Annotated in this window: 19 protein-coding genes, 1 other RNA gene and 1 other annotated feature; of the genes, 18 read left to right on the forward strand and 2 right to left on the reverse strand. The window is 37.6% G+C overall.

The genetic code is table 11. The annotated features are described in order from the left end of the window. Window positions 1-103: 103 nt before the first annotated feature. Window positions 104-1384, forward strand: a complete 1281-nt coding sequence (locus tag FHR85_RS03085; protein ID WP_167260967.1) for a sodium:proton antiporter — start codon at window positions 104-106, stop codon at window positions 1382-1384. 63 nt (window positions 1385-1447) lie between these two features. Continuing rightward, the gene (locus FHR85_RS03090; RefSeq protein ID WP_167260969.1) at window positions 1448-2098 is read left to right on the forward strand and encodes a DUF421 domain-containing protein; all 651 of its coding nucleotides are present in this window, start codon (window positions 1448-1450) and stop codon (window positions 2096-2098) included. Here FHR85_RS03090 and spoVB read toward each other — a convergent pair. After that, on the reverse strand, window positions 2095-3636 hold the full coding sequence (gene spoVB / locus FHR85_RS03095; RefSeq protein WP_167260971.1) for a stage V sporulation protein B: 1542 nt from the start codon (window positions 3634-3636) through the stop codon (window positions 2095-2097). The two genes, FHR85_RS03090 and spoVB, sit on opposite strands and share 4 nt — an antisense overlap. A 180-nt stretch (window positions 3637-3816) precedes the next feature. Between spoVB and FHR85_RS03100 the strand changes: the two genes are divergently transcribed. The 10 genes from FHR85_RS03100 (at window position 3817) to ssrS (ending at window position 16469) form a co-directional block, all read left to right on the forward strand. After that, entirely contained in the window at window positions 3817-4125 is a 309-nt protein-coding gene (locus FHR85_RS03100) for a post-transcriptional regulator (protein ID WP_167260973.1), read from the forward strand. A gap of 40 nt (window positions 4126-4165) precedes the next feature. Further along, complete coding sequence (gene secDF / locus FHR85_RS03105; protein ID WP_167260975.1) at window positions 4166-6436, forward strand: protein translocase subunit SecDF; 2271 nt, start codon at window positions 4166-4168, stop codon at window positions 6434-6436. Between the two features lie 116 nt (window positions 6437-6552). After that, window positions 6553-6882: a LapA family protein gene (locus FHR85_RS03110; protein ID WP_167260977.1), complete on the forward strand. Its 330-nt coding sequence runs from the start codon at window positions 6553-6555 to the stop codon at window positions 6880-6882. A 65-nt stretch (window positions 6883-6947) separates the two neighbouring features. Then, on the forward strand, window positions 6948-9266 hold the full coding sequence (gene recJ, locus FHR85_RS03115) for a single-stranded-DNA-specific exonuclease RecJ (RefSeq protein WP_167260979.1): 2319 nt from the start codon (window positions 6948-6950) through the stop codon (window positions 9264-9266). Further along, window positions 9256-9768 (forward strand): adenine phosphoribosyltransferase, encoded by a 513-nt coding sequence (locus FHR85_RS03120; protein WP_167260981.1) that lies wholly within the window; start codon window positions 9256-9258, stop codon window positions 9766-9768. The genes recJ and FHR85_RS03120 overlap by 11 nt, the downstream gene beginning before the upstream one ends. A gap of 144 nt (window positions 9769-9912) precedes the next feature. Continuing rightward, a complete protein-coding gene (locus FHR85_RS03125) occupies window positions 9913-12102 on the forward strand; it encodes a RelA/SpoT family protein (protein ID WP_167260983.1) in 2190 nt (729 codons plus the stop codon). Window positions 12103-12118: 16 nt separating this feature from the next. Continuing rightward, window positions 12119-12562, forward strand: a complete 444-nt coding sequence (dtd, locus tag FHR85_RS03130; protein WP_167260985.1) for a D-aminoacyl-tRNA deacylase — start codon at window positions 12119-12121, stop codon at window positions 12560-12562. 269 nt (window positions 12563-12831) lie between these two features. Beyond that, window positions 12832-13061 (forward strand) — a binding site (T-box leader). A gap of 70 nt (window positions 13062-13131) precedes the next feature. Then, a complete protein-coding gene (hisS, locus tag FHR85_RS03135) occupies window positions 13132-14400 on the forward strand; it encodes a histidine--tRNA ligase (protein WP_167260987.1) in 1269 nt (422 codons plus the stop codon). 11 nt (window positions 14401-14411) lie between these two features. Continuing rightward, on the forward strand, window positions 14412-16178 hold the full coding sequence (aspS, locus tag FHR85_RS03140) for an aspartate--tRNA ligase (RefSeq protein WP_167260989.1): 1767 nt from the start codon (window positions 14412-14414) through the stop codon (window positions 16176-16178). A gap of 107 nt (window positions 16179-16285) precedes the next feature. After that, a non-coding RNA gene (ssrS, locus tag FHR85_RS03145) (6S RNA) lies at window positions 16286-16469 on the forward strand. Window positions 16470-16518: 49 nt separating this feature from the next. Here ssrS and FHR85_RS03150 read toward each other — a convergent pair. Further along, window positions 16519-17157, reverse strand: a complete 639-nt coding sequence (locus FHR85_RS03150; protein WP_167260991.1) for an RsfA family transcriptional regulator — start codon at window positions 17155-17157, stop codon at window positions 16519-16521. 167 nt (window positions 17158-17324) lie between these two features. On the opposite strand from FHR85_RS03150, the gene FHR85_RS03155 reads away from it, so the two are divergent. From FHR85_RS03155 to recD2, 6 genes are all read left to right on the forward strand, one after another. Further along, on the forward strand, window positions 17325-18623 hold the full coding sequence (locus FHR85_RS03155) for a replication-associated recombination protein A (protein WP_167260993.1): 1299 nt from the start codon (window positions 17325-17327) through the stop codon (window positions 18621-18623). Window positions 18624-18749: 126 nt separating this feature from the next. Continuing rightward, on the forward strand, window positions 18750-19169 hold the full coding sequence (gene cymR, locus FHR85_RS03160) for a cysteine metabolism transcriptional regulator CymR (RefSeq protein WP_167260995.1): 420 nt from the start codon (window positions 18750-18752) through the stop codon (window positions 19167-19169). Between the two features lie 21 nt (window positions 19170-19190). Continuing rightward, a complete protein-coding gene (locus FHR85_RS03165; RefSeq protein ID WP_167260997.1) occupies window positions 19191-20342 on the forward strand; it encodes a cysteine desulfurase family protein in 1152 nt (383 codons plus the stop codon). Beyond that, window positions 20343-21455, forward strand: a complete 1113-nt coding sequence (mnmA, locus tag FHR85_RS03170; RefSeq protein ID WP_167260999.1) for a tRNA 2-thiouridine(34) synthase MnmA — start codon at window positions 20343-20345, stop codon at window positions 21453-21455. Window positions 21456-21529: 74 nt separating this feature from the next. Continuing rightward, window positions 21530-22198 carry a tetratricopeptide repeat protein gene (locus FHR85_RS03175; protein WP_167261001.1) on the forward strand — a complete coding sequence of 223 codons (669 nt, stop codon included), beginning with the start codon at window positions 21530-21532 and terminating at the stop codon, window positions 22196-22198. A 14-nt stretch (window positions 22199-22212) separates the two neighbouring features. Further along, entirely contained in the window at window positions 22213-24525 is a 2313-nt protein-coding gene (gene recD2, locus FHR85_RS03180) for an SF1B family DNA helicase RecD2 (RefSeq protein ID WP_167261003.1), read from the forward strand. Window positions 24526-24562: the final 37 nt, after the last annotated feature.

Raw genomic sequence — 24562 nt, forward strand, 5'->3', positions numbered from 1 at the left:
CACACCCTTTTCTAAACTTTTGCTTGTCTTACTTTAAACTATGCATGAATAGATTAAAAAAGACGTATGAATGGATTAGGTTAGTCGAAAAGGGGTAATCAGTGTGGAAGCCATTATTGCTATCGCTATTTTTGCAATAAGTTATCTTTTCTTATTGTTAGAGAAAATAAATCGAGCTCTAGTCGCATTATGTGGTGCGGCATTATTAATTGTTTTTGATATATTCACGATTGACGATGCGATGACTAGTTATGTTGATTGGAGTACCATTGTGCTCTTGTTTTCTATGATGGTGCTAATCACAATCACACAACGTACAGGCATCTTTGAGTTTATAGCTTTATGGTTAATTAAACGGATTGGTGAGCGGCCTTATGCACTATTTTTTTGGGTAGCTGTCCTTACAGCAGTCGGCTCAGCGTTATTAGATAACGTCACAACGGTTTTATTATTTGTACCGATATTGATTCATATGATTCGAGAATTGAATTTGCCGGCTTTTCCATACCTTGTTATGGTGATTATTTCTTCTAATATTGGTGGTACAGCTACTATGATTGGGGATCCGCCTAATATTATGATTGGACAAGCCGTAGAACATTTAACCTTTATGTCATTTATTGTGCATTTAGCCCCAGTCGTTGTGATTATATTCTTAATGACAATGGGTCTATTATTTCTGTTCTTTAATCGTTCATTAAAGCAGGCTAATACTGAAAATAATCGTTCAATAAGCAATGTCGACCCCAAATCTGCCCTAAAACATACTCCGCTATTATACCAATCGGTCAGTATTTTATGTATAACGATTATCGCCTTTATGTTCCATGGGCTTTTGCATGTAGAATTAACAACTATAGCGTTAGTTAGTGCTTTATTATTGTTATTGCTATCAGAAAAGGATAGTTTGACTGATATTGTTTTTTCAAAGATAGAATGGACGACATTGTTCTTCTTTATTGGTTTATTTATTTTGGTAGGAGGCCTAGAACAGACAGGTGTTATAGATCATATAGCTGTTATGTTTATGTCGCTTACAGATGGTGAAAGTTTTAAATCTTCCTATGCGATCCTTTGGTCTGCTGGATTGTTATCAGGATTTCTTGATAATATCCCTTATGTCGCTTCAATGATTCAAGTATTATTAGAATTAGAAGAATTCGGGATGCAAGCAACAGATCCCATGTGGTGGGCTTTAGCATTAGGGGCATGCTTAGGGGGGAATAGTACACTTTTAGGCGCTTCAGCTAACGTTGTAGTAGCAGGTATTGCGAGTACGAATGGCGTTCGTATTCCGTTTTTAAAATATATGATTTATGGCTTTACAGTGGTGTTATTATCGTTATTAATCGCATCAGGTTATCTGTATATTCGGTATTTTTAGACCGTATATTTACAACTCCAAAGGCTCATCCTAACTATGGATAGACTTTTGGAGTTGAAGATTATGGTAGAAGAAATTATTTTATTAGTTATACGTACGATTGGGGTTTATATAGCGATTTATTTACTTTTTCGATTTATGGGTAAGCGCGAGATCGGGGAATTAAGTGTGATGGATTTGGTCATCTTCATTATGCTTGCTGAGATCGGTATTTTATCGATTGAGCGGACTGATGATTCATTTTTAGTCCTCTTAACCCCCATGCTCGTCTTATTTGTAATCCAGCGAGTGACAGCTTGGTTGTCATTAAAAAATCACCGTGTGCGCTCTTTGCTAGATGGGCAGCCATCGATTATCATTAGACATGGCAAAATTGATGAAGAAGTTATGAAAAAACAAAGATATAATCTAGATGACTTGATGGTCCAATTAAGAGAAAAAGGTGCCGTGAATCTAAAAGAAGTAGAGCTTGCCATTTTGGAAACAAGTGGCAAGCTCTCTGTGTTTACACGTGATGATCAACCATTAAACTATTTTGAGCCCGTTATCTTGGATGGAAAGTGGCAAGAAAAGGCTTTAGATCAACATCAAGTGACGAAAGAAGATATCTTAAAACAATTGAAACATCATGGGATCGAGCAAATTGATAAAATTTCATTTGCTCAAATTCAACAAGATGGCTCTATACACATTGATTTGCAATCAGTTGATTAGAACCGTCCAGCTCTAAGTTGATCCCATTCATCTTTAGAGACAATGCGAAGCAAAATCAATCCAAGTAAGTAGATGATACAAAGAAATCCTAACGAAGTGATCGCATACCACAATGGTTGTAAGTGACTTAGAAATGATAATATAGGTTGACCAATTAAGATTAACACTGAAATAAGGCCTAGCATTTTTAAGATCAATGATAGTGGAATCGTAAAGTGTATGAGTTTATACAAAGAAATAATATGTAAAAAGGTTACGACTATGACACCAATGATGATGGAAAGCATGACCCCATCAATTCCAAATGAAGGTTGGGTAGCCAGTAACCATAACGTACTTAATTTTACTATGGCGCCAATTAAACTATTAATCATTGCTTGTTTGGCATACTCTAAAGCTTGTAACGTAGCTTGAAGAGGGGCTTGGATATATAGTAATAAGAAAAACGGTGCCATAAAGGTCAACATATCAGCGCTTGCTTCTGTATCATACATCAAATGAAGCAGAGTTGATGCTAATAACACAAAAACGACAGTTGCAATACCACCTGAAGCAAATGACAATCGAATAGCTTGTCTAATTCGATAATGAACGGTTTGCATATGATTTAATGCATGAGCCTCGCTAATCGAAGGAATTAAAGCCACAGATAGTGAATGCGTAATAAATGTCGGTAATAGTAATAAGGGCATAATATAGCCTGTTAACTGCCCGTACAAACTGGTACTTTCGCTAATGGTATAGCCTGCAATAATTAAGGTGTGTGACACGAATATGGGCTCTAAGAAATAGGTGATGGATCCGATGATACGTGTCCCAGCTGTTGGTAAAGCAATATCGAGAATTCGTTTATAAAGCTGTTTCATCTTATAATGTGCTGTGTTGACAGTTTTGCCGAAAATGTCTTGCTTGTTTCGCTTATAACAATAATAAATGTATAATAGTGAACCAAATTCACCAATAACGACTGATACCATAGCTCCAGCAGAAGCGGCTTCCAATCCATAAGGCAATGTTAATCTAACAAGAATGAAAACAAAGACAATTCTGATGATTTGTTCAATGACTTGGGCAATGGCTTGGGGTTTCATATTTTGTAATCCTTGAAAATAGCCACGTAATACAGCAGAAATAGCAATAATTATAATAATAGGACTGATCGCAAGAAGCGATAGATGTGTGCGCTCATCTAAGATGAGGTAGGTTGAAATATAGGGTGCAAAAGCAACTAATAATAGTGTTAGAACAATGCTTAAGGAGACAGTAATGATTAAAGAGAGAGAGACAATTTTTCTAATCTTATCATATTGTTGGTTTGTTTCAGCTTCAGCGACTAATTTTGAGACCGCAACAGGTATCCCAATTTGTGATAATGTAATGACAAAAAATAAAGCAGGTAGTGTGAGCATATAAATGCCGACACCTTCATCACCAAGCATGCGTGCCAACACAATGCGGTTGATGAAGCCTAATAATCGACTGATCATGCCTGCTACCATTAAAATTAAAGCACCTTTTATGAAAGTCTGTTTAGACAATTTGAATACCTACCTTCTCAAACATAAGAAATTCCGATACAATAATTTATATGCTTGTCTATTCGTATAACATGTTAAACGTGTGTAAGTTTTTCGATTAGTTAGGTATTGATTGTGACAGCACCTTTAAAATATAAAGCGAGATTTATTATGTTTAATGGGAATTGAGGAGGGTTCTTAGTGGAACCGATAAAAAAACACGTAGAAACGTGGCGCCCTGAATTAGATCATGTCATTCAAAGTAAAGTAGATGAATTAACGCTACTAGGGTATGATGACGTAACACATGAAGATGTATGGGTTTGCCTGAATCAAAAAGTTTGGCGTAAAAATAAAGAAGTAACGTTACATCAAGTTGTACAAGACATTTTACATATGAGTGATCAATTATTTATGAGTTATTTAACAGTACAAGCTCAAAAAGACACAGGCGATTTAATGGAAAATATAGAAGCCTTAACAAATGGAGAACCTGAACAAACTAAATAAAGAGTAAGCGTTGGATTGATAAAAGGAGGATACGAGAAAAATGAAAAGGAAGGGTAGAATAGTCGGGTTCTTTTTAATTGTAATATTATTAGGAACAATTATTGGAACCACGACAACTTCAATAACGAAAGACATTCCCCTTGGTTTAGACTTACAAGGTGGTTTTGAAGTTCTATATGAAGTGGAACCATTAAACGAGGGGGACGAAGTAACTGATGACACGCTCGATGCCGTGGTAGAGAGCTTGTACCAACGTGTTGACGTATTAGGCGTTAATGAGCCTTCGATTAATATTGAAGGGGATAATCGGATTCGTGTTCAGCTAGCAGGTGTAAGTGATCAAAACGAAGCAAGAGAATTGCTCTCAACTACCGCTAGTATTTCGTTTCGTGGTGTTGATGATGAGCTCTACTTCGACGGTAATCAATTAGTTGGAAATAGTGCTTCACAAGACTTCAGTGAAACTAATCAACCGATTGTCACATTAGAGACAAAGCGTCAATTCGAAGATAGTGAATACGAAAACTTTCGTGATGTAACTGAAGAAGTTGCAGCTAAACCACGTGGAGAGAATCTACTTGTGATTTGGCTCGATTATGAAGAAGGTGATTCTTTCTCTGAAGAAAGGCAGAAAGAAGATCCGAAATACTTGTCTGCACCCCGTGTTCAGCAGCCAATTCCAGGCAATGATGTGATGATTGAGGGTAACTTCACGATTGAAGAAGCCAAACAGTTAGCAGATTTATTAAATGCTGGCTCATTACCGGCTGATTTGAATGAAGTATATTCAGTCTCTGTGGGTGCTCAATTTGGTGAACAAGCCTTAGATAAGACGGTTATTGCAGGTGCCTTAGGTGTCCTATTAATCCTTCTTTATATCATAGGTTATTATCGTTTCCCTGGTATTATTTCTGCGGTAACGTTAAGTGTTTATATTTATCTTATTTTATTAGTCTTTAACTTGATTAATGGTGTATTAACATTACCAGGCATAGCGGCCTTAGTGTTAGGTGTTGGTATGGCTGTCGATGCGAATATAATCACCTTTGAGAGAATTAAAGAAGAATTAAAAGCAGGTAAAACCTTAAAATCAGCTTTTAAAGCAGGTAATAAACGGTCGCTAGCCACCATTTTAGACGCTAACGTCACAACCATTATTGCCGCAACTGTACTCTTTATCTTCGGGACGAGTTCAGTTAAAGGCTTTGCGACAATGTTAATCATTAGTATTGTTTTAAGCTTTATAACAGCCGTGTATTTAACTCGTCTGTTGTTAAATCTTTGGGTCAATAGTAAAGCCCTTAATAATAAGCCGAAATTATTCGGGGTTAAACCAGAAGAAATTAAGGATATATCTGAAGGTGAAGAAGTTGAGCCGCATGTATTTGGTAAAACATTTGATTTTGTTAAACACCGGAAGAAGTTTTTCGGTATATCTATAGCTCTGATTACAGCCGGTGCCATCTTTTTAATGACAGCTGGGTTAAACCTAGGCATTGATTTTGAAAGTGGTTCGCGTGTACAAGTCTTATCAGATGATACGTTAACAACGGAAGAGGTCGAATCAGAATTTGATTCACTTGGCTTAAATCCAATACAAGTTGTGATGGCTGGTGATGAGAATGATATGGCCATGGCGCGTTTTGATAAGGTATTGGATCAGGATCAAATTGCAGAAGTTAACAATCATTTCACAGAACAATATGGTAACGAACCGAGTGTGAGTACAGTGACACCACAAATCGGAAGAGAACTGGCAATGAATGCTATTTATGCAGTTTTATATGCATCTATTGCGATTATCATCTATGTCACATTCCGATTCGAAATGTTCTTTGCCATCACGGCTATTTTAGCATTGCTACATGATGCGTTCTTTATTTTAGCATTGTTCAGTATCTTCCAATTTGAGTTTGATGTCACGATTATAGCTGCGATACTGACCATTGTAGGTTATTCGGTCAATGATACGATTGTCACCTATGACCGAATACGTGAAAATCTAAGATTAGAACAACGGGTGAAATCATTCAGCCAATTAGCCTCCATTGTTAATAAGAGCTTGATGCAAACATTAGCACGTAGCTTTAACACCGTTATTACGGTTGTGTTTGCTGCTGTCATGCTGTTTGTATTCGGCGCACAAGCCATTACCTACTTCTCGTTCGCCTTAATTGTAGGGTTAATTGCTGGTACGTACTCATCATTATTCTTGGGTGCTCAATTATGGCTTGTAACTCGTGGTCGAAATATCAAAGATAAGCCAATTGATTACCGCAAGAAGAAAAAACAAGAAGGACCACAAGTATAATGTGATTAAAAGATGGCAGATCCAAAGTCTGTCATCTTTTTATTTCGCTTGAAGATTACAAAATATTGTTAAAGGGAATAAAATAACAAATACTATTCTGGAATAGGAGAGATTATATGAAACAACAAACGATGATTATTTTATCGATTATTTTCACGCTAATCATTGCGATTTTTGCAGTTATTAATGTGGAATCAGTGCCCGTCGATTTTCTGTTTACACAAACTGAAGCACCATTAATTCTTGTTATTTTAATATCGGTTCTTTTAGGTGCATTAGTTGTCGCTGGTGGTAGTTTTGCAAAAATTTATCAACTACAAAGACAACTCAAACAAGCTAAGACTCATTCAGAGCACGAATCATCGCAAACTCAACATGAAAGTACTGACTTTGAGTCTGATCAGACCACAGAAAATATAGATACAAATACAGAAAATAATAAATAGACACGTAATCGTCAATTGATACCCCTGGCAAGCTCTTGTATAATGAGTGGGTCAGGGGTGAAGTTATGTTAGAGAGTAAAATGAACTGGCAATTAAATAATATTGAAAATCAAACACAATTGAATGTGCCTGTTTCCCCCGTTATTAAACGAATGTTAGCAAAACGAGGAATCTATACTGATGAACAGGCACAGCAATTTTTATACCCAAACATAAATGATTTACATAATCCATTTTTATTTGAAGATATGGATAAAACGGTTCAACGCATTCAACAGGCGATTGATACAGGTGAACAGATTGTTATTTATGGCGACTATGACGCAGATGGGGTGACATCAACATCTGTTTTAGTGTCAACATTACAGTCGTTAGGGGCTGTTGTTGATTATTATATTCCGAGTCGCTTTTCAGAAGGCTATGGGCCCAATGAAGAGGCTTTTCGAATGTTGGGTGAATCTGGTTGTACACTTATTATTACAGTGGACAATGGGATTGCAGCGCCTCATGAAGCGACAGTCGCAAAAGAATTAGGCATTGATCTAATTATTACGGATCACCACGAACCACAAGATACCATGCCCGACGCATTTGCGATTATTCATCCTAATTTATCGGAACAATACCCGTTTGATGATTTAGCCGGAGTAGGCGTTGCTTTTAAATTAGCCCATGCGTTAATTGGTGAAGTCCCAACATGGTTGACAAGCTATGTCGCGATTGGAACTGTTGCAGACCTTGTTCCTTTACGAGGTGAAAATCGTCTGCTCGTCAAGCAAGGGTTATCCATTTTATCTAAAGAGTGTCAACCAGGCATTGAAGCATTAAAACAACTAGGGAAACTAGAAGGGGATTTGACCGCTGAGAATATCGGTTTTGTTATTGCGCCAAGATTAAATGCGGTAGGACGATTACAAGATGCTGACTTAGCTGTTGATTTATTGCTAGAAGAAGATGCTGTTCTGGCAGAAGATATGGCCAAAGAAATTGATCAATTGAATCAAGAACGGCAACAACTCGTTAAAGCAATAGCTGAAGAAGCTTTTGAACAAATCGAAAACTATTATCGTGATGATTCCGTTATAGTTGTATCAGGTGAAGGATGGAATCCAGGTGTTTTAGGGATTGTTGCATCACGGATTGTAAATAAATATTATCGTCCGACACTTGTTCTTGGCGAGGACCCAGAATCGGGAATTGCTAAAGGAAGTGGCCGTAGTATTCCAGCATTTGACTTGTTTCAAGAGGGAATGCAGATTAGAGATTATTTCAAACAGTTCGGTGGACATGCCCAAGCAGCTGGGATGACAGTGGATCTTAATCAAGTCAGTCTGCTAAGAGAAGCCTTTAATGAACGAGCACAGGAAGTCATGAGCCCTGAAGATTATATCCCTACTTTACCGATTGAGGATGACGTTGACTGGGCCGAAATCGATCTCAATTTTCCTAAAGAGCTTGAATTGTTAGCACCATTTGGAATGGAAAACGAAAAGCCGATTTTTCAGGTTTCTAATATCACCTTATCTCAAATCAAGCGAATCGGAGCTAATCAGAATCATATTAAGATGATGGGCACGAAAGATCAAGTTTCGATCGAAATGATTGGTTTTCAACTAGGTGAAATTGCAGAGAGATTGACACCAGGTGTTGAAATTGATGTAGCTGGTGAAATAGAAGTGAATGAATGGAATGGTCACCGAAAACTACAAATCAAGTTAAAAGATGTTCGTTGTCAAGAATGGCAATTGTTTGATTATCGTGGTAAAGTTTTACCAGACACAGTTAAGCATCAATTAATGAATGATCAAGAAACATTGTTTGTCTATTTCAATCATGAAATGAAACTGGATATGGACGGCGCTGTTTATTATGAACAGTTAATAAATGAGAGCGATCGTGAACATAAGCATATCGTCTGTCTTGATTTACCTCAAAATTTACAAGCTTTTGAAGACATACTGAAACAAGGCGATATCGGTTCTGTATATTTATGTTTTCATCAAGAACAATCACATTTTTTATCGGTCATTCCAACACGAGATGACTTTAAACAGCTATACGGATTATTAAAAAAACATAAACAAATTACTGCTGAGCAAAAAGCACAGCTTGCCCAAGCTAAAAATTGGTCAATTGACAAACTTGATTTCATGCTGGACGTGTTTTTTGATTTAGATTTTGTTAAAATAACTAATGGTTTGATTGTCTTTCAAGAAAGTGTCTCATATAAACCACTTGATCAATCAACCACATACCAACGTAAGTTAGACGCAGTAAAAGTAGATGAGATTTTATATTATTCAACTTATCGTGATTTGAAAGAATGGATTGATTCTAAAATTCATTCCCGCGAAATGGAAGGAGAAGTTGTACATGAATTTTAAAGACTATGTAACGATTGTTGAGGATTGGCCGAAGGAAGGCATTAAATTCAAGGATATTACTACATTAATGGATAATGGTCCTGCATTCAAAGCAGCTGTAGATGAAATCGTGGCTTATGCTAAAGAGCAAGAGGTTGATGTGATCGTCGGACCTGAAGCACGCGGCTTTATTGTGGGCTGTCCCGTTTCGTATGCACTTGAGGTAGGATTTGCTCCTGTTCGTAAGGAAGGCAAATTACCACGCGAAACGATTAAAATGGATTATGGTTTGGAATATGGATCAGATGTCTTAACGATTCATAAAGATGCGATCAAGCCAGGTCAACGCGTGTTATTTGTTGATGATTTACTAGCGACAGGTGGCACTGTTCAAGCGACAATAGATCTTGTTGAACAACTTGGTGGTAATGTCGTTGGCTGTGCTTTCCTTATCGAATTATCTTACTTAAACGGTCGTGAAAAATTACAAGACTATGATATACTTAAATTAATGGAGTATTAAAGAAATTTTGGCTGACCCACATTTCGGGCAGCCAAGTTTTATTATTTTATAGCGTTTGTGATTGTATAATCGTGATTTTCTACTTTACAATTTCTCTTATATTCTAAATAATAAAGACAAATTATTTTACACCTAGGTGATGTTATGGCTAAGCATGAAGAAAAAACAATAGATGAAGTCATTGAAGAAGCGAGTCATTATTTAAATGAAGAACACACGACGTTTCTTCGACTTGCCTATGAATACGCTAAAGACGCACATGAGGGACAAACTCGTAAATCGGGAGAACCTTATATTACACACCCTGTTCAAGTCGCTGGCATTCTAATTGAGTTGGAAATGGATCCTTCTACGATTGCGAGCGGATTTTTGCATGATGTATTAGAGGACACTGAAGCAACGTATGAAAACTTGACAGAAGAGTTTGGTGAAGAAGTCGCATCACTTGTTGAAGGTGTAACAAAATTAGGTAAGATTAAATATAAATCCAAAGAAGAACAGCAAGCCGAGAATCACCGTAAAATGTTCATCGCGATGGCCAAGGATATTCGTGTGATTCTCATTAAACTAGCAGACCGCTTGCATAATATGCGCACACTTGATCACCTCCCAGAGGACAAGCAACGTCGCATTGCCAATGAAACACTAGAGATTTTTGCACCTCTTGCTCATCGACTTGGTATTTCCACAATCAAATGGGAATTAGAAGATGTGTCATTACGTTATCTTAATCCGCAACAATATTATCGGATTGTTAATTTGATGAAACAGAAGCGGGATGAGCGTGTCTATTATATTGATCAGGTCATTGATGACATCCAAGATCAATTGCAGGATGTCAGCATAACAGCAGAGATTTCAGGACGACCAAAGCATATTTATAGTATTTATAAAAAAATGGCTTATCAGAAAAAAGATTTTAATGAGATTTATGACCTTTTAGCTGTACGCGTCATTGTGAAAAGTATTAAAGAATGCTACGCGGTGTTAGGTATTATTCATACTTGCTGGAAGCCAATGCCTGGACGTTTTAAAGACTATATTGCAATGCCGAAACCAAACCTTTACCAATCGCTTCACACAACAGTGATTGGACCAAAAGGTGACCCGTTAGAAGTTCAAATCAGAACGCAGGAAATGCATGAAATCGCTGAATATGGTATCGCAGCGCATTGGGCTTATAAAGAAGGCACTACGAATACACAAGAAGATATGTCGAAGCAACTGGCTTGGTTCCGCGAAATACTTGAATGGCAGAATGAAACGAATGATGCCGAAGAGTTTATGGAATCTCTTAAAGTTGATTTCTTCTCTGATATGGTATATGTTTTCACGCCAAACGGTGACGTAATTGAGCTGCCGAGTGGCTCCGTACCTCTAGATTTTGCTTTCCGAATCCATACTGAAGTGGGGAATAAAACCGTCGGCGCCAAAGTGAACGGGAAGATTGAACCTTTAGATTATGAGCTACAAACAGGCGACATCGTTGAAATGCTGACTTCGAAACATTCATATGGCCCATCAGAAGACTGGGTGAAAATAACGCAAACAACACAAGCTAAGAATAAAATTAAACAGTTTTTCAAAAAACAACGTCGTGAAGAAAATGTTGAACGCGGTAAAGAATTAATAGAAAAAGAACTAAAGAACTTAGGTCTATCACCTAAGGAAGTATTAGTTGACGATAATATTCAAAATGCTGTTGATAAATTACACATTAATTCATTAGAAGATCTCTATTCTGCTGTTGGTTATCAAGGGGTAACAACTCAACAGGCTGTCAATCGATTAACAGAAAAAATCGTCAAAGAAGAGCGCGCTGAAGATCTAGAGAACTCTATTTTGGAAGCCCAACAAGAAGTAGAATCGAAACGTAAAAAAACCACAGGTATGGGTGTTAATGTTAAAGGTATGGACAACTTGATGGTCCGACTATCTAAATGTTGTAATCCTGTACCAGGTGATCCCATTATCGGCTTTATTACAAAAGGTCGTGGTGTTTCCGTACACCGAGAAGACTGTCCAAACATGAAAAATGAGGACGAAAATAGGCTGATTGAAGTTGAATGGGAAGACGTAAGCAGTCAACGTAAGAATTATAGTGTTGATTTAGAAATCTCAGGATTCGATCGAAATGGTTTATTAAATGAAATTTTACAAGTCGTGAATGAAACAAATACGGATATTGTGGCAGTAAATGGAAAATCTGATAAGAATAAAATGGCTACTATTAATTTAACGATTTTAATTCAAAATGTGGATCATTTAAAACGAATTGTTGAACGAATAAAACATATAAGAGATGTCTTTACTGTCCAACGAACGATTCAATAAGGAGTTCTGAAGAAAGATGAGAGCAGTCGTACAACGAACTGTAAACGGAGAAGTAGAAGTGGACCAAACGATTACAGGTGAGATTGATTTTGGATTAGTGGTTTTACTCGGGGTCACACATGAAGATACCGAAAAAGATCTTGAATATATCGCTGATAAAGTGACTAATTTACGGATCTTTGAAGATGAAGCGGGTAAGATGAATTTATCATTAAAAGATGTAGGCGGAAAGATATTGTCGATTTCGCAGTTCACTCTCTACGGTGATACGAGGAAAGGTCGTCGTCCAAGCTTTATGCAAGCAGCTAAACCAGAACAAGCAAACACGCTGTATGAACAATTTAACGATAAAGTTCGTTCATTAGGAGTGCCTGTAGAAACAGGAGCTTTCGGCGAACATATGAAAGTTTCCCTAACAAATGATGGCCCAGTAACATTGATTATAGACTCCAATGAATGATAAACTTGACAGTCGTATGAAATATGGATATGATAATAAAAACATTTTAATAAGTAGCTATGTTAAAGTATAGTGTTGATTTAAGAATAGTTTAGCACTGAGTTGTTGAATTGTGAGAAACGAAGGTGGCGACTCCTGCGGGAACAGCACGAGTCTCGAGACCCCGCAGGAAGCGTTTTTCTTCCGAGGAGGCTCGAGCCGTGCCCGCGGAAAGCGTCCACCGATAGTGGATCACAATATCAACAACGGAATATAATATAACTTAATAAGTAAAACCGACGAAGGAAAAAGTAGTGGAAACCGAACGATTGCAGAGAAGGTTTATCGTGGCTGAAAATAAACCTATCCGTTCATTTCATGAAAGACATTCTGGAGGTGTCGTGCTGAACCACACTTGTCTAGTAAGTACGATCGCGATTAAGCGTTATGTTAACGAAGCGAAAGCATATGACAATATGCTTTAATCAGGGTGGCAACACGGGTGAACCTCGTCCCTATCAAATAATCATTTGATAGGGACGTTTTTTATATTTAATGCGTATTAAGGAAAACTTAAGGAGGGACTTTATATGAACATCCATATTCCTAGAGGGACGGAAGACTTACTTCCAGAACAAACGAAAACTTGGCAAATCATTGAAGATACATTAAAACAATTATCTGAACGCTATCATTATCACGAAATTCGCACACCAATGTTTGAACGAACCGAATTATTCCAACGTGGTGTTGGTGATACAACGGATATTGTTCAAAAAGAGATGTACACGTTTACCGATCGCGGAGGCCGTAGTTTAACACTACGTCCAGAAGGGACCGCGTCAGTCGCACGTTCTTATGTTCAAAATAAAATGCACGGGAATCCTGAACAGCCGACTAAATTATATTATTTAGGGCCGATGTTCCGTTACGAACGCCCACAACAAGGCCGTACACGCCAATTCACACAATTTGGAATTGAGGCGATTGGGAGTGCTGATCCAGCAATCGACGCAGAAGTCATTGCTTTTGCGATGGATTGTTATCAAGATCTCGGTTTAAAATCGCTAAAACTCGTCTTGAACAGCTTAGGTGACCATGAGAGTCGCGAAGCTCATAGACAAGCATTGGTTGATCATTTCAAACCACACGAAGATGAATTATGTTCAGATTGTCAGATGCGTTTAGAACAAAATCCACTTCGATTATTAGATTGTAAAGTGGATCAAGATCACCCTTCTATGCAGAATGCTCCGTCAATCTTGGATTACTTAAATGATTATTCTCAACAGTATTTCAATGACGTCAAAAAGCATTTAGATGTGATGGGGATCGATTATGTGGTTGATGATGCATTAGTGCGTGGCTTGGATTATTACACACATACAGCATTTGAAATTATGAGTGAAGCGGATGGTTTTGGTTCAATCACAACTTTATCTGGAGGCGGACGTTACAACGGGCTTATTCAAGATATTGGCGGTCCGGAAATTTCCGGTATCGGTTTTGCTTTAAGTATTGAGCGATTAATTATGGCTCTTGAAGCAGAAGGTATTAATTTGAATAGCGAAGACGAACTGGATTGTTATGTGATTACAATGGGCGATGAGGCCAAATTTGCAGGATCAAAACTCGTTTACCAATTAAGAAAAGCGGGATTCATTGTCGATCAAGACTATTTAGATAAGAAAATGAAAGCCCAATTTAAAGCGGCTGACCGTTACCAAGCGTCTTATGCAATAGTTATTGGTGAGTCAGAGGTAGAACAAGGCGTAGCTAATATTAAGCGATTAGAAGATGGCGAACAGAAAACGATAGCCATTGATGACGTCAAGGCCCAAATTGAACAAGGATTGTAAGGAGGTACACCATGGAAAAACGAACACATAGTGGGCAGGTAACAACTGCATTAGTTGATGAATCTGTACTGTTAAAAGGCTGGGTACAGAAACGCCGTGATCTAGGAGGCTTAATTTTTATTGATCTCCGTGATCGTTCTGGTATTGTTCAGACTGTTTTCAGCCCCGAACATAATCAAGAAGCACTTGAAACAGCAGAAAACTTACGTAGTGAATATGTTGTTGAAATTAAAGGGACTGTTAAGCGTCGTGATGAACAAACCGTAAATCCTAATATGGTTACAGGTGAAGTTGAAGTGCTTGTTGATGAGGTAACGCTTGTTAATAGTTCAAAAGCTTTGCCAATTAAAGTGGACGATGCCAACGATCTGAATGAGGATACAAGATTAAAATATCGTTATCTTGACTTACGACGTGAAACGATGCAAAACACGTTGAAACTAAGACATCAGACGGCTCAAGCCATACGTCATTATTTAAATAATCAAGACTTTTTAGAAATGGAAACACCGATCCTAACGAAAAGCACGCCTGAAGGAGCACGTGACTATTTAGTGCCAAGTCGAGTTCATCCAGGAGAATTCTATGCACTGCCACAATCTCCTCAGATCTTTAAGCAGCTCATTATGGTGTCTGGATTTGAAAAGTATTATCAGATCACCCGTTGTTTCCGTGATGAGGATTTACGTGCTGATAGACAACCAGAATTTACCCAAGTCGATATTGAAACGTCATTTATGTCTCAAGAGGAAATCATGGAAATGACTGAGGAAATGTTGGCATCTGTCGTTAAAGATGTTAAAGAAGTAGATGTACCTTTACCGTTTCCACGCTTGACTTACGAAGAAGCTATGGAGCGATACGGTTCGGACAAGCCAGATACACGATTTGATTTAGAACTAATTAATTTAAATGAAGTTGTGAAAAATAGTGGCTTTAAAGTATTTAGACAAGCAATAGAGTCTGGCGGTAAAGTCAGTGCAATTAATGTTAAAGGTTATGCCGATCAATTCTCTCGTAAAGATATTGATCAGTTGACTGAATTTGTCGCTATATACGGAGCTAAAGGCTTGGCGTGGATGAAAGTGGATGAAGGTCAACTCACTGGGCCAATTGCTAAATTCTTTGAAGAAGAAGATGCTAATGCAATCTTGAACGCTACAAATGGTGAATCAAATGATTTAATATTATTTGTTGCAGACCAAGCTGAAGTCGTCTACGACAGTTTAGGTGCTTTACGCCAAAAATTAGCTAAAGACTTAGACTTAATTGATGATAGCCAATATAATTTCTTATGGGTCACAGATTGGCCATTATTTGAATATGATGAAGATGACGGTCGCTACCATGCAGCACATCATCCGTTTACAATGCCTCAAACTGATGACCTAAGCGAGCTTCAAAATAATCCAGCAGATGTGAAGGCGCGTGCTTATGATATCGTATTAAATGGATACGAATTGGGTGGAGGCTCATTACGTATTTATAAGAAAGACATGCAAGAAAAAATGTTTGAAGCATTAGGATTTACACAGGAAGAAGCTCAAGACCAATTTGGTTTCTTACTTGAAGCTTTAGAGTTTGGTGCACCGCCTCATGGTGGTATTGCATTAGGCTTTGATCGTTTAGTGATGCTTTTAGCTGGAAAAACAAACTTACGTGATACGATTGCGTTTCCGAAAACAGCTTCTGCATCAGACTTGTTGACGCAAGCGCCTGATGCAGTAGACGAAAGCCAACTAGATGAACTTTATTTAAAAACAACTAAAAAAAAATGAAAACCCTTCAGAGTAACAATCGGAAAAAATTACTACAAAAAACGACGATTTCTAAGCTTGAAACACAGTGATGTTCATGCTATGATTTAAATACAAAATAAGATGAAGCAATCCTAATGTGTTCGTCTTACTCCTAATACGTTTTGACCGAACACTTATATAAAATGGGAGTCTGACGTTTCCATGGTGCGTAAATGCCTTTTGAGGACTTACAACAAACATGGAACAAGACACCCACCTGCCTTGAGCGGGTTCAAAACAAAATGGAGAGACGGCACAATTGGGATTGTTACATATAAGAAAAGCGGTTATTTCCAAATCAGGAAATAACCGCTTTTCTTTATTTAGCAATTTGCTGTAAATTACCGTTTTTCTCCATTTGAAATGCTGGAGATTCTTGTCCATCTTCGAGAATCATCATTTTACGAGCACGATCCATGATTGTAATAAATGTCTGATAATCCTCTTGTAGACTATTGTACTGCGCTTTTAAAGATTGAAGTTCTTCTTTCAGTAGATCATTCTCTTCACGCAATTGCTGATTATCAGTTTTGATGATATCAATATCACTTTGATCACGCATTTGAGTCTTTAATGTCTCTAATTGTTGAATAATTCCATCGAGCATAGAATCATTGACTGTCTCACTTGTCGTTTGGACAGATGGTGACTCAACAGTGACTGGAAGTTTGGAACTTTCACCTTGTTCAGGAAGTTTCTCTGAATGAGTTTGAGTTTGATTTTTAGCTCGCTTCCGTTCCTTCCGTTGTCTCTTAGCTAAATCTACTGCTTTTTCATAGTTTTGTCTCACTTCGGCATTCCAACGAAAGCCACAAGCAGCCGCTGTGCGATTTAAAGCATCCCCGACTTCTTCAAAAGCGTTTAATTGTGTACTACCTTCTCGTATGTGTCTGAGAACGGTTTCGGCTAGTAATAGATCATCTTCATGTGACCAAGCATCTTGACGTACTTTCACCATAGTCGCATCGATCCTTTCGTTTATATCATTATTAAAAGTTGATTATAGATTTCGATATCTATCATATACAAAATATGAACGCTTTATACATGGTGAGAAAGAATGTTCGTCACAATATGTCCTAATCATGTAAAATAGTATTAGAGCTAGATTAAAGGAGTTATGCTATGTTAGTACAAGAACCTTTAGCGTATCGTATGCGACCAGAAAAAATAGAAGATGTCATCGGACAAGACGATGTTATTGGAGAGCACACCCCACTATATAAAATGATTAAGCAAAATCATGTGCCCTCCATGATCTTGTATGGTCAACCAGGAACAGGAAAAACATCGTTAGCTTTTGCTATTGCTGGTTCGACTAATCAAGATTTTTATGCCATTAATGCAACGACCGCAAGTAAGAAAGATATAGAGGAGATTATTGCCAAGGCAAAAATGAGTGGCGGAGCTATTTTATTCATAGATGAGATTCATCGTTTTAATAAGAGTCAACAAGACTATTTATTGAAAGCATTGGAAGAAGGGGTTATTACCCTAGTAGGAGCTACGACAGAGAATCCATATCACAGTGTGAACAATGCCATTCGATCACGATGTGGTCAAATTAAACAACTATCATTATTAGACCAAGATGCGATCATGACTTTACTTCATCAAGCCTTAAATGATGACATGAAAGGTCTGGGTCATTTATCAATCAATATCTCAGATGAACAATTACAACAGATTGCATCTGTGACAGGTGATGCAAGAACAGCTTTAACATTGTTAGAGGATATTGTTTTTGCATCAGACCAAGACGAAAATGGAACGTATATCGTACACCATGACACGGTTTCGTATTGCATCAAAAATAAAGGTTTCTCACATGATAAGAAAGGTGATATATACTATAACCTTTTGTCGAGTTTTCAAAAAAGTATACGTGGAAGTGATGTGAATGCTGCTTTACATTATTTAGCCAGATTATTAGAAGGTGGCGACTTAGAAGCAATCACCCGTCGTTTACTTGTCATTGCTTATGAAGATATTGGATTAGCTAATCCACCTTTAACGGCTCGTGTTTTGCCAGCCATCCAATCAGTAGAGAGACTAGGCTTACCTGAAGGTAGAATTCCTTTATCTGTTGTAACTGTCGAATTATGCTTATCACCTAAATCTAATACCGCATATAAGGCTTTAGACCAAGCAATCGCCCATGTTCAAAAAGGGATCACTGATGATATTCCAGATCATTTGAAAGATACACATTACCAAGGCGCCCAAGACTTAGGGCATGGTCTAGAATATAAATATCCACATAACTACCAAGGTTCTTGGGTTTATCAAGAGTATCTTCCTGAGCGACTAAAGGATGCGAAGTATTATAAACCAAAAGAAATCGGGGAAGAAAAACGATTAGCCCAAACTTACGAGAAGTTAAATTCTTTAAAAGAAAAAGGACGACAAAATCAATCAGATTAAATGCATTTAGGCTTTAAAACATGCTATAATATCCTGTGGTTTTTATACGACTTAATCGGCAAGCCAATTTGACCGTGTTATAATAAATTTAGATAAGAATAAAAGAAAAGATAGGAGGCGCTTTGTTTGAAAATCTCAACAAAAGGTCGTTATGGATTAACTATTATGATCGCATTAGCCAAAAATTATGGCGACAAACCGATTCCATTAAAATCCATTGCGGCAGATTATGAATTATCAGAGCATTATTTAGAGCAATTAATTGCGCCTTTAAGAAATGAGCGTTTAGTGAAAAGTGTTCGTGGTGCTAAGGGTGGTTATTTACTGACACGCGAACCAAAACAAATCACGGCTGCAGATATTATTCGGACATTAGAAGGTCCTATTCGTCCTGTTGAAGAAATGGACGATGAAGAACCTGCAAAACGTGAGCTATGGAAACGAATTCGTGATGCAGTTAAAGATGTTTTAGAACAAACAACCCTTGAAGACTTGGCAGAATATGACCAAGATTTATATCAAGAAGAGTATATGTTTTATATTTAAGAATCAAAGAAGGTGACGATTTTGGCTTCAATTTATTTAGATCATGCGGCAACAACGCCCATTCATAAAGAAGTGCAAGAGAGAATGATGGCTGTGATGAATCAACAATATGGAAACCCATCTAGCATCCATGCATTTGGTCGTGAGGGCCGTAAGATAGTCGATCAAGCACGAACAACAGTAGCTAAAGCGATCAACGCAGCTTTTTCGACAATTGTTTTTACTAGTGGAGGAACAGAGGCTAATAATCTAGCTATTTTTGGTTCAGCTTATGCTTACCAGACTCAAGGTAAACACATTATAACAACAGCTATTGAGCACCATGCTGTTCTCCACCCATGTGAACAATTAGAAAAGGACGGCTTTGACGTCACTTATTTACCTGTTGATGAATTAGGCAGAGTTAAAGTTGAAGATGTGAAAGCTGCGTTACGTGACGATACGATTTTGGTAACGATTATGTCTGTGAATAATGAAATAGGTGTTACTCAACCTATCCAAGAAATTGGTGTATTATTAGACGAACATCAAGCGATCTTCCATACAGATGCTGTTCAATCATTTGGTGTTTATAAAATGGATGTTCAAAATCTAGGCGTTGATTTATTAACTGCCTCAAGCCATAAGATTTACGGACCTAAAGGAGTTGGGTTCCTGTATAAGAAGGAAGATCTTCATTTACAACAACAATTACATGGTGGAGAGCAAGAGAGAAAGTGGCGTTCTGGTACGGAAAACACTTTAGCTATTGCTGGATTTGATGAGGCTATACAGGTGTTAGAAAGTGAACGAGAAAGACGCTACCATCATTATGAAGCATTGCAAAATCGTTTGTTGACAGAATTAGAGCAACAAGGTATAACCTTTACTTTAAATGGCGATTTAAACGACCGTGTGCCTAATATTATCAATATAAGTTTTCCTAACACAGAAGTTGAGATGTTTTTAACGAACTTGGATTTAGCAGGAGTAGCTGTCTCTTCAGGTTCTGCTTGTACAGCTGGTTCTATTGATCCATCCCATGTATTAAAAGCCATGTACGGTGAAGAAGATCCTCGCTTAACCAATTCGATTCGTTTTAGTTTCGGAATTCATAATACAGAAGAAGAAATGGCTACTGTAGCTGAAAAAATTAAGCCGATTATTGATCGGTTAAAGAAGGTGGTGACATAAATGTCAGATAACGCAAATACACGAGTCGTGGTCGGAATGTCTGGAGGTGTTGACTCCTCTGTGACAGCACTTCTTTTAAAGCAACAAGGATATGATGTAGTGGGAATTTTTATGAAAAATTGGGACGACACTGATGAGTTTGGTGTTTGTACGGCGACAGAGGATTATGAAGATGTCGCACGCGTGTGTCACCAATTAGATATCCCATACTACTCAGTTAATTTCGAATCAAAATATTGGGACAAAGTCTTTCAATATTTCTTAGATGAATATCAATCAGGTCGAACACCTAACCCTGATGTGATGTGTAATAAAGAAATCAAATTCAAAGCGTTTCTTGATCACGCAATCGGTCTTGGTGCTGATTATTTAGCAACTGGTCATTACGCTCGCGTGCGTGAACGTGACGGACAAGTTGAGATGTTACGTGGAATTGACAATAACAAAGACCAAACGTATTTCTTAAATCAAATTTCACAAGATATCTTACCGAAAATTATGTTCCCATTAGGTGAACTAACGAAACAAGAAGTACGCGATATTGCGAAAGAAAACGATCTAGCTACAGCAACGAAAAAAGACAGCACGGGCATTTGCTTTATTGGTGAACGGAATTTTAAAGAATTCCTAAGCGAATATTTACCAGCTCAACCTGGTGAAATGCAGACTTTATCTGGTGAGGTTAAAGGTCAACACGACGGTTTAATGTATTACACCATTGGTCAACGTCAAGGTTTAGGCATTGGTGGCGCAGGTGATCCATGGTTTGTTGTCGGTAAAAACCTTAAAGATAATGTTCTTTACGTCGGTCAAGGCTTCCATCATGATGCTCTATATTCAGATGCTTTATTAGCTGTTGAGGTTAATTGGTTAGTTGAACAAGATTTATCACAACCATTTTCATGTACAGCGAAGTTCCGTTATCGTCAGCAAGATAGTCCAGTGACAGTTTATCCTAATGAAGACGGAACCGTTCATGTGAAATTTGATCAAGCAGAACGTGCAATTACGCCTGGACAAGCGGTTGTATTTTATGATGGAGACGTTTGTCTTGGTGGAGGTACGATTGAAGAAGCTTATCGTCATGATGAAGCATTGGCGCATTTAGCTTAATTAAATTATAGGAAGTGTCATCAAACGAATGATGGCACTTTTAATGCATGTGATTAGAAGAAAGGGATTTATTTATGAGTGAATTACAAAAAGGCATAGAATTCATGCAAAATCACCAATTTGAAGAAGCGGCCCAAGCGTTTAACGATTATATTGAAGCTAACCCTGAGGACCCAGTCGGTTTCATTAATTTCGCTAACTTACTTGTTCATTTGCAAGAATTTGAATCAGCAGAGCGTTTTTATCGTAAAGCATTGGAGTTAGAAAAAGAGATTCCAGCAGCCCATTACGGATTAGGCAGCTTATTTTATGAACAAGAACAATATGCTGAGGCAACAGAACAATTTCAGGAAGCGATGAAGCAAGGGTTAGCGGATGAGGATGTTTATTTTATGCTTGGCATGTCCTTGTTAAATCAAGAACAACCTAAGCTTGCTCTTCCTTATTTGCAACGAGCGAGTGAATTGAATCATGAAGATGTCGACATTCAATTTCAATATGGCTTAACTTTAGCGTATGCGAATATGATTGACGATGCTGAAAAGCAAATGGATCATGTCTTGTCATTAACAAATGATCATAGTGACGCCCATTATAACAAAGCTGTTTGTCTATTATATCGCGAGAAGCCTGAAGAAGCGTTAAAACAATTTGATCAGGCGTTGGCCATTCAACCTGAGCATGTGCTAGCAAGCAATGGTAAAAAGCAAGTTGAAGAGTTATTAAAACAGGACGATTCTTAAGGGAGATACTTGATATGGCTGAACAATACTTTGTCAAAGGACAGCTGAATCAAATGATTTTCCAAAATCAACAGACGCAATTTTCAATTGCGTCTATTTCTGTTGCGGATACGGATTTAGAATTGGATGAGCAAGAATTAGTGGTTAAAGGTCATTTCCCTGCATTGACGCATGGAAATGACTATATTTTTTACGGTCAGATGCAAACACATCCTAAATTTGGTGAGCAATTAAGTGTTTTTACATACGAAAAAGAATTGCCGAAAACTGAAGACAGTTTAGTTAAGTACTTATCAAGCGATTTATTTTATGGAATTGGTCAGAAAACAGCAAAGAAAATAGTCGATACATTAGGCATGAATGCAGTCGATGACATATTACGTGATGAATCAAAACTCGACGAAGTCATTGGATTAAAAAGTGAAACTAAGAAGCAGTTTATTGCTGATCTAAGATTACATCAAGGCTTTGAACAGGTCACCGTAGAGTTAGCTAAATACGGTGTTGGTTTGCAATTAGCTCGGAAATTGTATGAAGCTTATGCAGAAAGAACAATTCAACAACTTCAAGGTAATCCTTACGACTTCGTTTTTCACGTAGATGGTTTCGGTTTTCAGCGCGCTGATGAAATTGCAAAATCCCTAGGCATTATAGATGAACACCCGACACGAGTACAAGCTGGTATTCTTCATGTTTTGGATGAAGAAGCGTCAAATGGACATGTCTATACGGAATTGGCTCCTTTAATTGATCGTCTTAACCAGTTGTTATTCCAAGGTCAGGTAATAGAAGATGCAGAATCATTATTAGATCATCTTAATCATTTAGTCGAAGAAAGCTTAGTTGTATTAGAAAATCAACGGTTGTATTTACCTCAATTGTATTTTGCTGAAGAAGGTGTTGCTTCACAGTTAACTCGATTACTGGAAACGGAAGAAGAGGCTTCTTATGATGAAAGTGAATTGTTAGCAACAATCGGTGAAATTGAAGAGCAGGAAGGCATTGCTTACGGCGAAGAACAATATGAAGCAGTCAAAAAAGCTTTAGATCATAAAGTCATGTTATTAACAGGTGGCCCTGGTACAGGTAAAACAACCGTTGTTAAAGGAATCCTCCATTGCTACGAAACTTTATTTCAGAAAAACAAACCGAAACGACAAAGTGATTTTATTCTGGCTGCACCAACGGGACGAGCTGCTAAGCGTTTAACAGAATCAACAGGACTTAAAGCGAAGACGATACACAGTTTACTTGGCTGGTCTGGTGAAGAAGAATTTGAATTCAACGGTTCAAATCAGTTGAGTGGCAAGATGATTATTGTTGATGAATTTTCGATGGTGGATATTTGGTTAGCCAATCGATTGCTTAAAGCTGTGCCGACAGACATGAAAGTGATTTTTGTTGGTGATGAAGATCAATTACCTTCAGTTGGCCCAGGACAAGTCTTAGCTGATTTGCTTACATCCAAAGCAGTTCCTGTTTGTCGATTACAAGAGATCTATCGTCAAAAAAATGACTCTTATATTGTTAAATTAGCTCATGATATTAAACATGACCAATTACCTGAACAAGCAGTAGGGAAAAAGGCAGATTTCAATTTCATTGATACATCAAGTGACCATGCAATTGATACGATTGAACAAATTGTAACAAAGGCATTGGATAAAGGTTATACGATGCGCGATATTCAAGTGTTGGCCCCTATGTACCGGACGAAAGTGGGGATTCATGAATTAAATCAGTCCTTGCAACATATTTTTAATCCTAAAATGGAGAAGAAGCGGGAAATCGAGCATTTTCAATCGATCTTTCGCACGGGTGATAAAGTCATTCAGTTAGTTAATCAGCCTGAAAAAGATGTCTTTAATGGGGATATAGGAGAAATTATTGCCGTTAAATATGCGAAAGAAGCAGAGTCCAAAAAAGACGAACTAATTATTGATTTTGAAGGATTAGAAGTATCTTATACGCGACAAGATTTTAATCAAATCATGTTGGCCTATGCCATCTCAATTCATAAATCACAAGGCAGTGAATTTCCGATTGTTATTTTACCCATCGTTCGGCCGTTTAAACGAATGCTTGTTAAAAACTTAATTTATACGGCTGTGACACGTGGTAAATCATCACTAATTATTTGTGGACACTACGATATCTTCTTAGAAGGTCTGCAAAAAGGTGATGCCTTTAAACGTCAGACGACATTAGTTGAAAGAATTCATGCTTTTCACGGTAAGACGACTGAGCCTGTTTCTACAGCTGCTACAAATTTAGATCATATGGAAGTTGATGAAAAGGAAGATTTTTCGCCTTATGATTTTATGTAATTGTTAAACACTAAAAATGTTCGTACCCTTCGGTATA

This window comes from Alkalibacillus almallahensis (assembly GCF_011761495.1).
GTDB lineage: Bacteria > Bacillota > Bacilli > Bacillales > Alkalibacillaceae > Alkalibacillus > Alkalibacillus almallahensis.

Bases quoted from the DNA above. Each gene is read 5' to 3' on its own strand.
- FHR85_RS03090 (WP_167260969.1), top strand. From the start codon at position 1,448: ATGGTAGAAGAAATTATTTTATTAGTTATACGTACGATTGGGGTTTAT.
- FHR85_RS03110 (WP_167260977.1), top strand. From the start codon at position 6,553: ATGAAACAACAAACGATGATTATTTTATCGATTATTTTCACGCTAATC.
- recJ (WP_167260979.1), top strand. From the start codon at position 6,948: ATGTTAGAGAGTAAAATGAACTGGCAATTAAATAATATTGAAAATCAA.
- FHR85_RS03155 (WP_167260993.1), top strand. From the start codon at position 17,325: ATGTTAGTACAAGAACCTTTAGCGTATCGTATGCGACCAGAAAAAATA.
- FHR85_RS03150 (WP_167260991.1), bottom strand. From the start codon at position 17,157: ATGGTGAAAGTACGTCAAGATGCTTGGTCACATGAAGATGATCTATTA.
- aspS (WP_167260989.1), top strand. From the start codon at position 14,412: ATGGAAAAACGAACACATAGTGGGCAGGTAACAACTGCATTAGTTGAT.
- FHR85_RS03175 (WP_167261001.1), top strand. From the start codon at position 21,530: ATGAGTGAATTACAAAAAGGCATAGAATTCATGCAAAATCACCAATTT.
- secDF (WP_167260975.1), top strand. From the start codon at position 4,166: ATGAAAAGGAAGGGTAGAATAGTCGGGTTCTTTTTAATTGTAATATTA.
- recD2 (WP_167261003.1), top strand. From the start codon at position 22,213: ATGGCTGAACAATACTTTGTCAAAGGACAGCTGAATCAAATGATTTTC.
- dtd (WP_167260985.1), top strand. From the start codon at position 12,119: ATGAGAGCAGTCGTACAACGAACTGTAAACGGAGAAGTAGAAGTGGAC.
- mnmA (WP_167260999.1), top strand. From the start codon at position 20,343: ATGTCAGATAACGCAAATACACGAGTCGTGGTCGGAATGTCTGGAGGT.
- FHR85_RS03125 (WP_167260983.1), top strand. From the start codon at position 9,913: ATGGCTAAGCATGAAGAAAAAACAATAGATGAAGTCATTGAAGAAGCG.
- hisS (WP_167260987.1), top strand. From the start codon at position 13,132: ATGAACATCCATATTCCTAGAGGGACGGAAGACTTACTTCCAGAACAA.
- FHR85_RS03120 (WP_167260981.1), top strand. From the start codon at position 9,256: ATGAATTTTAAAGACTATGTAACGATTGTTGAGGATTGGCCGAAGGAA.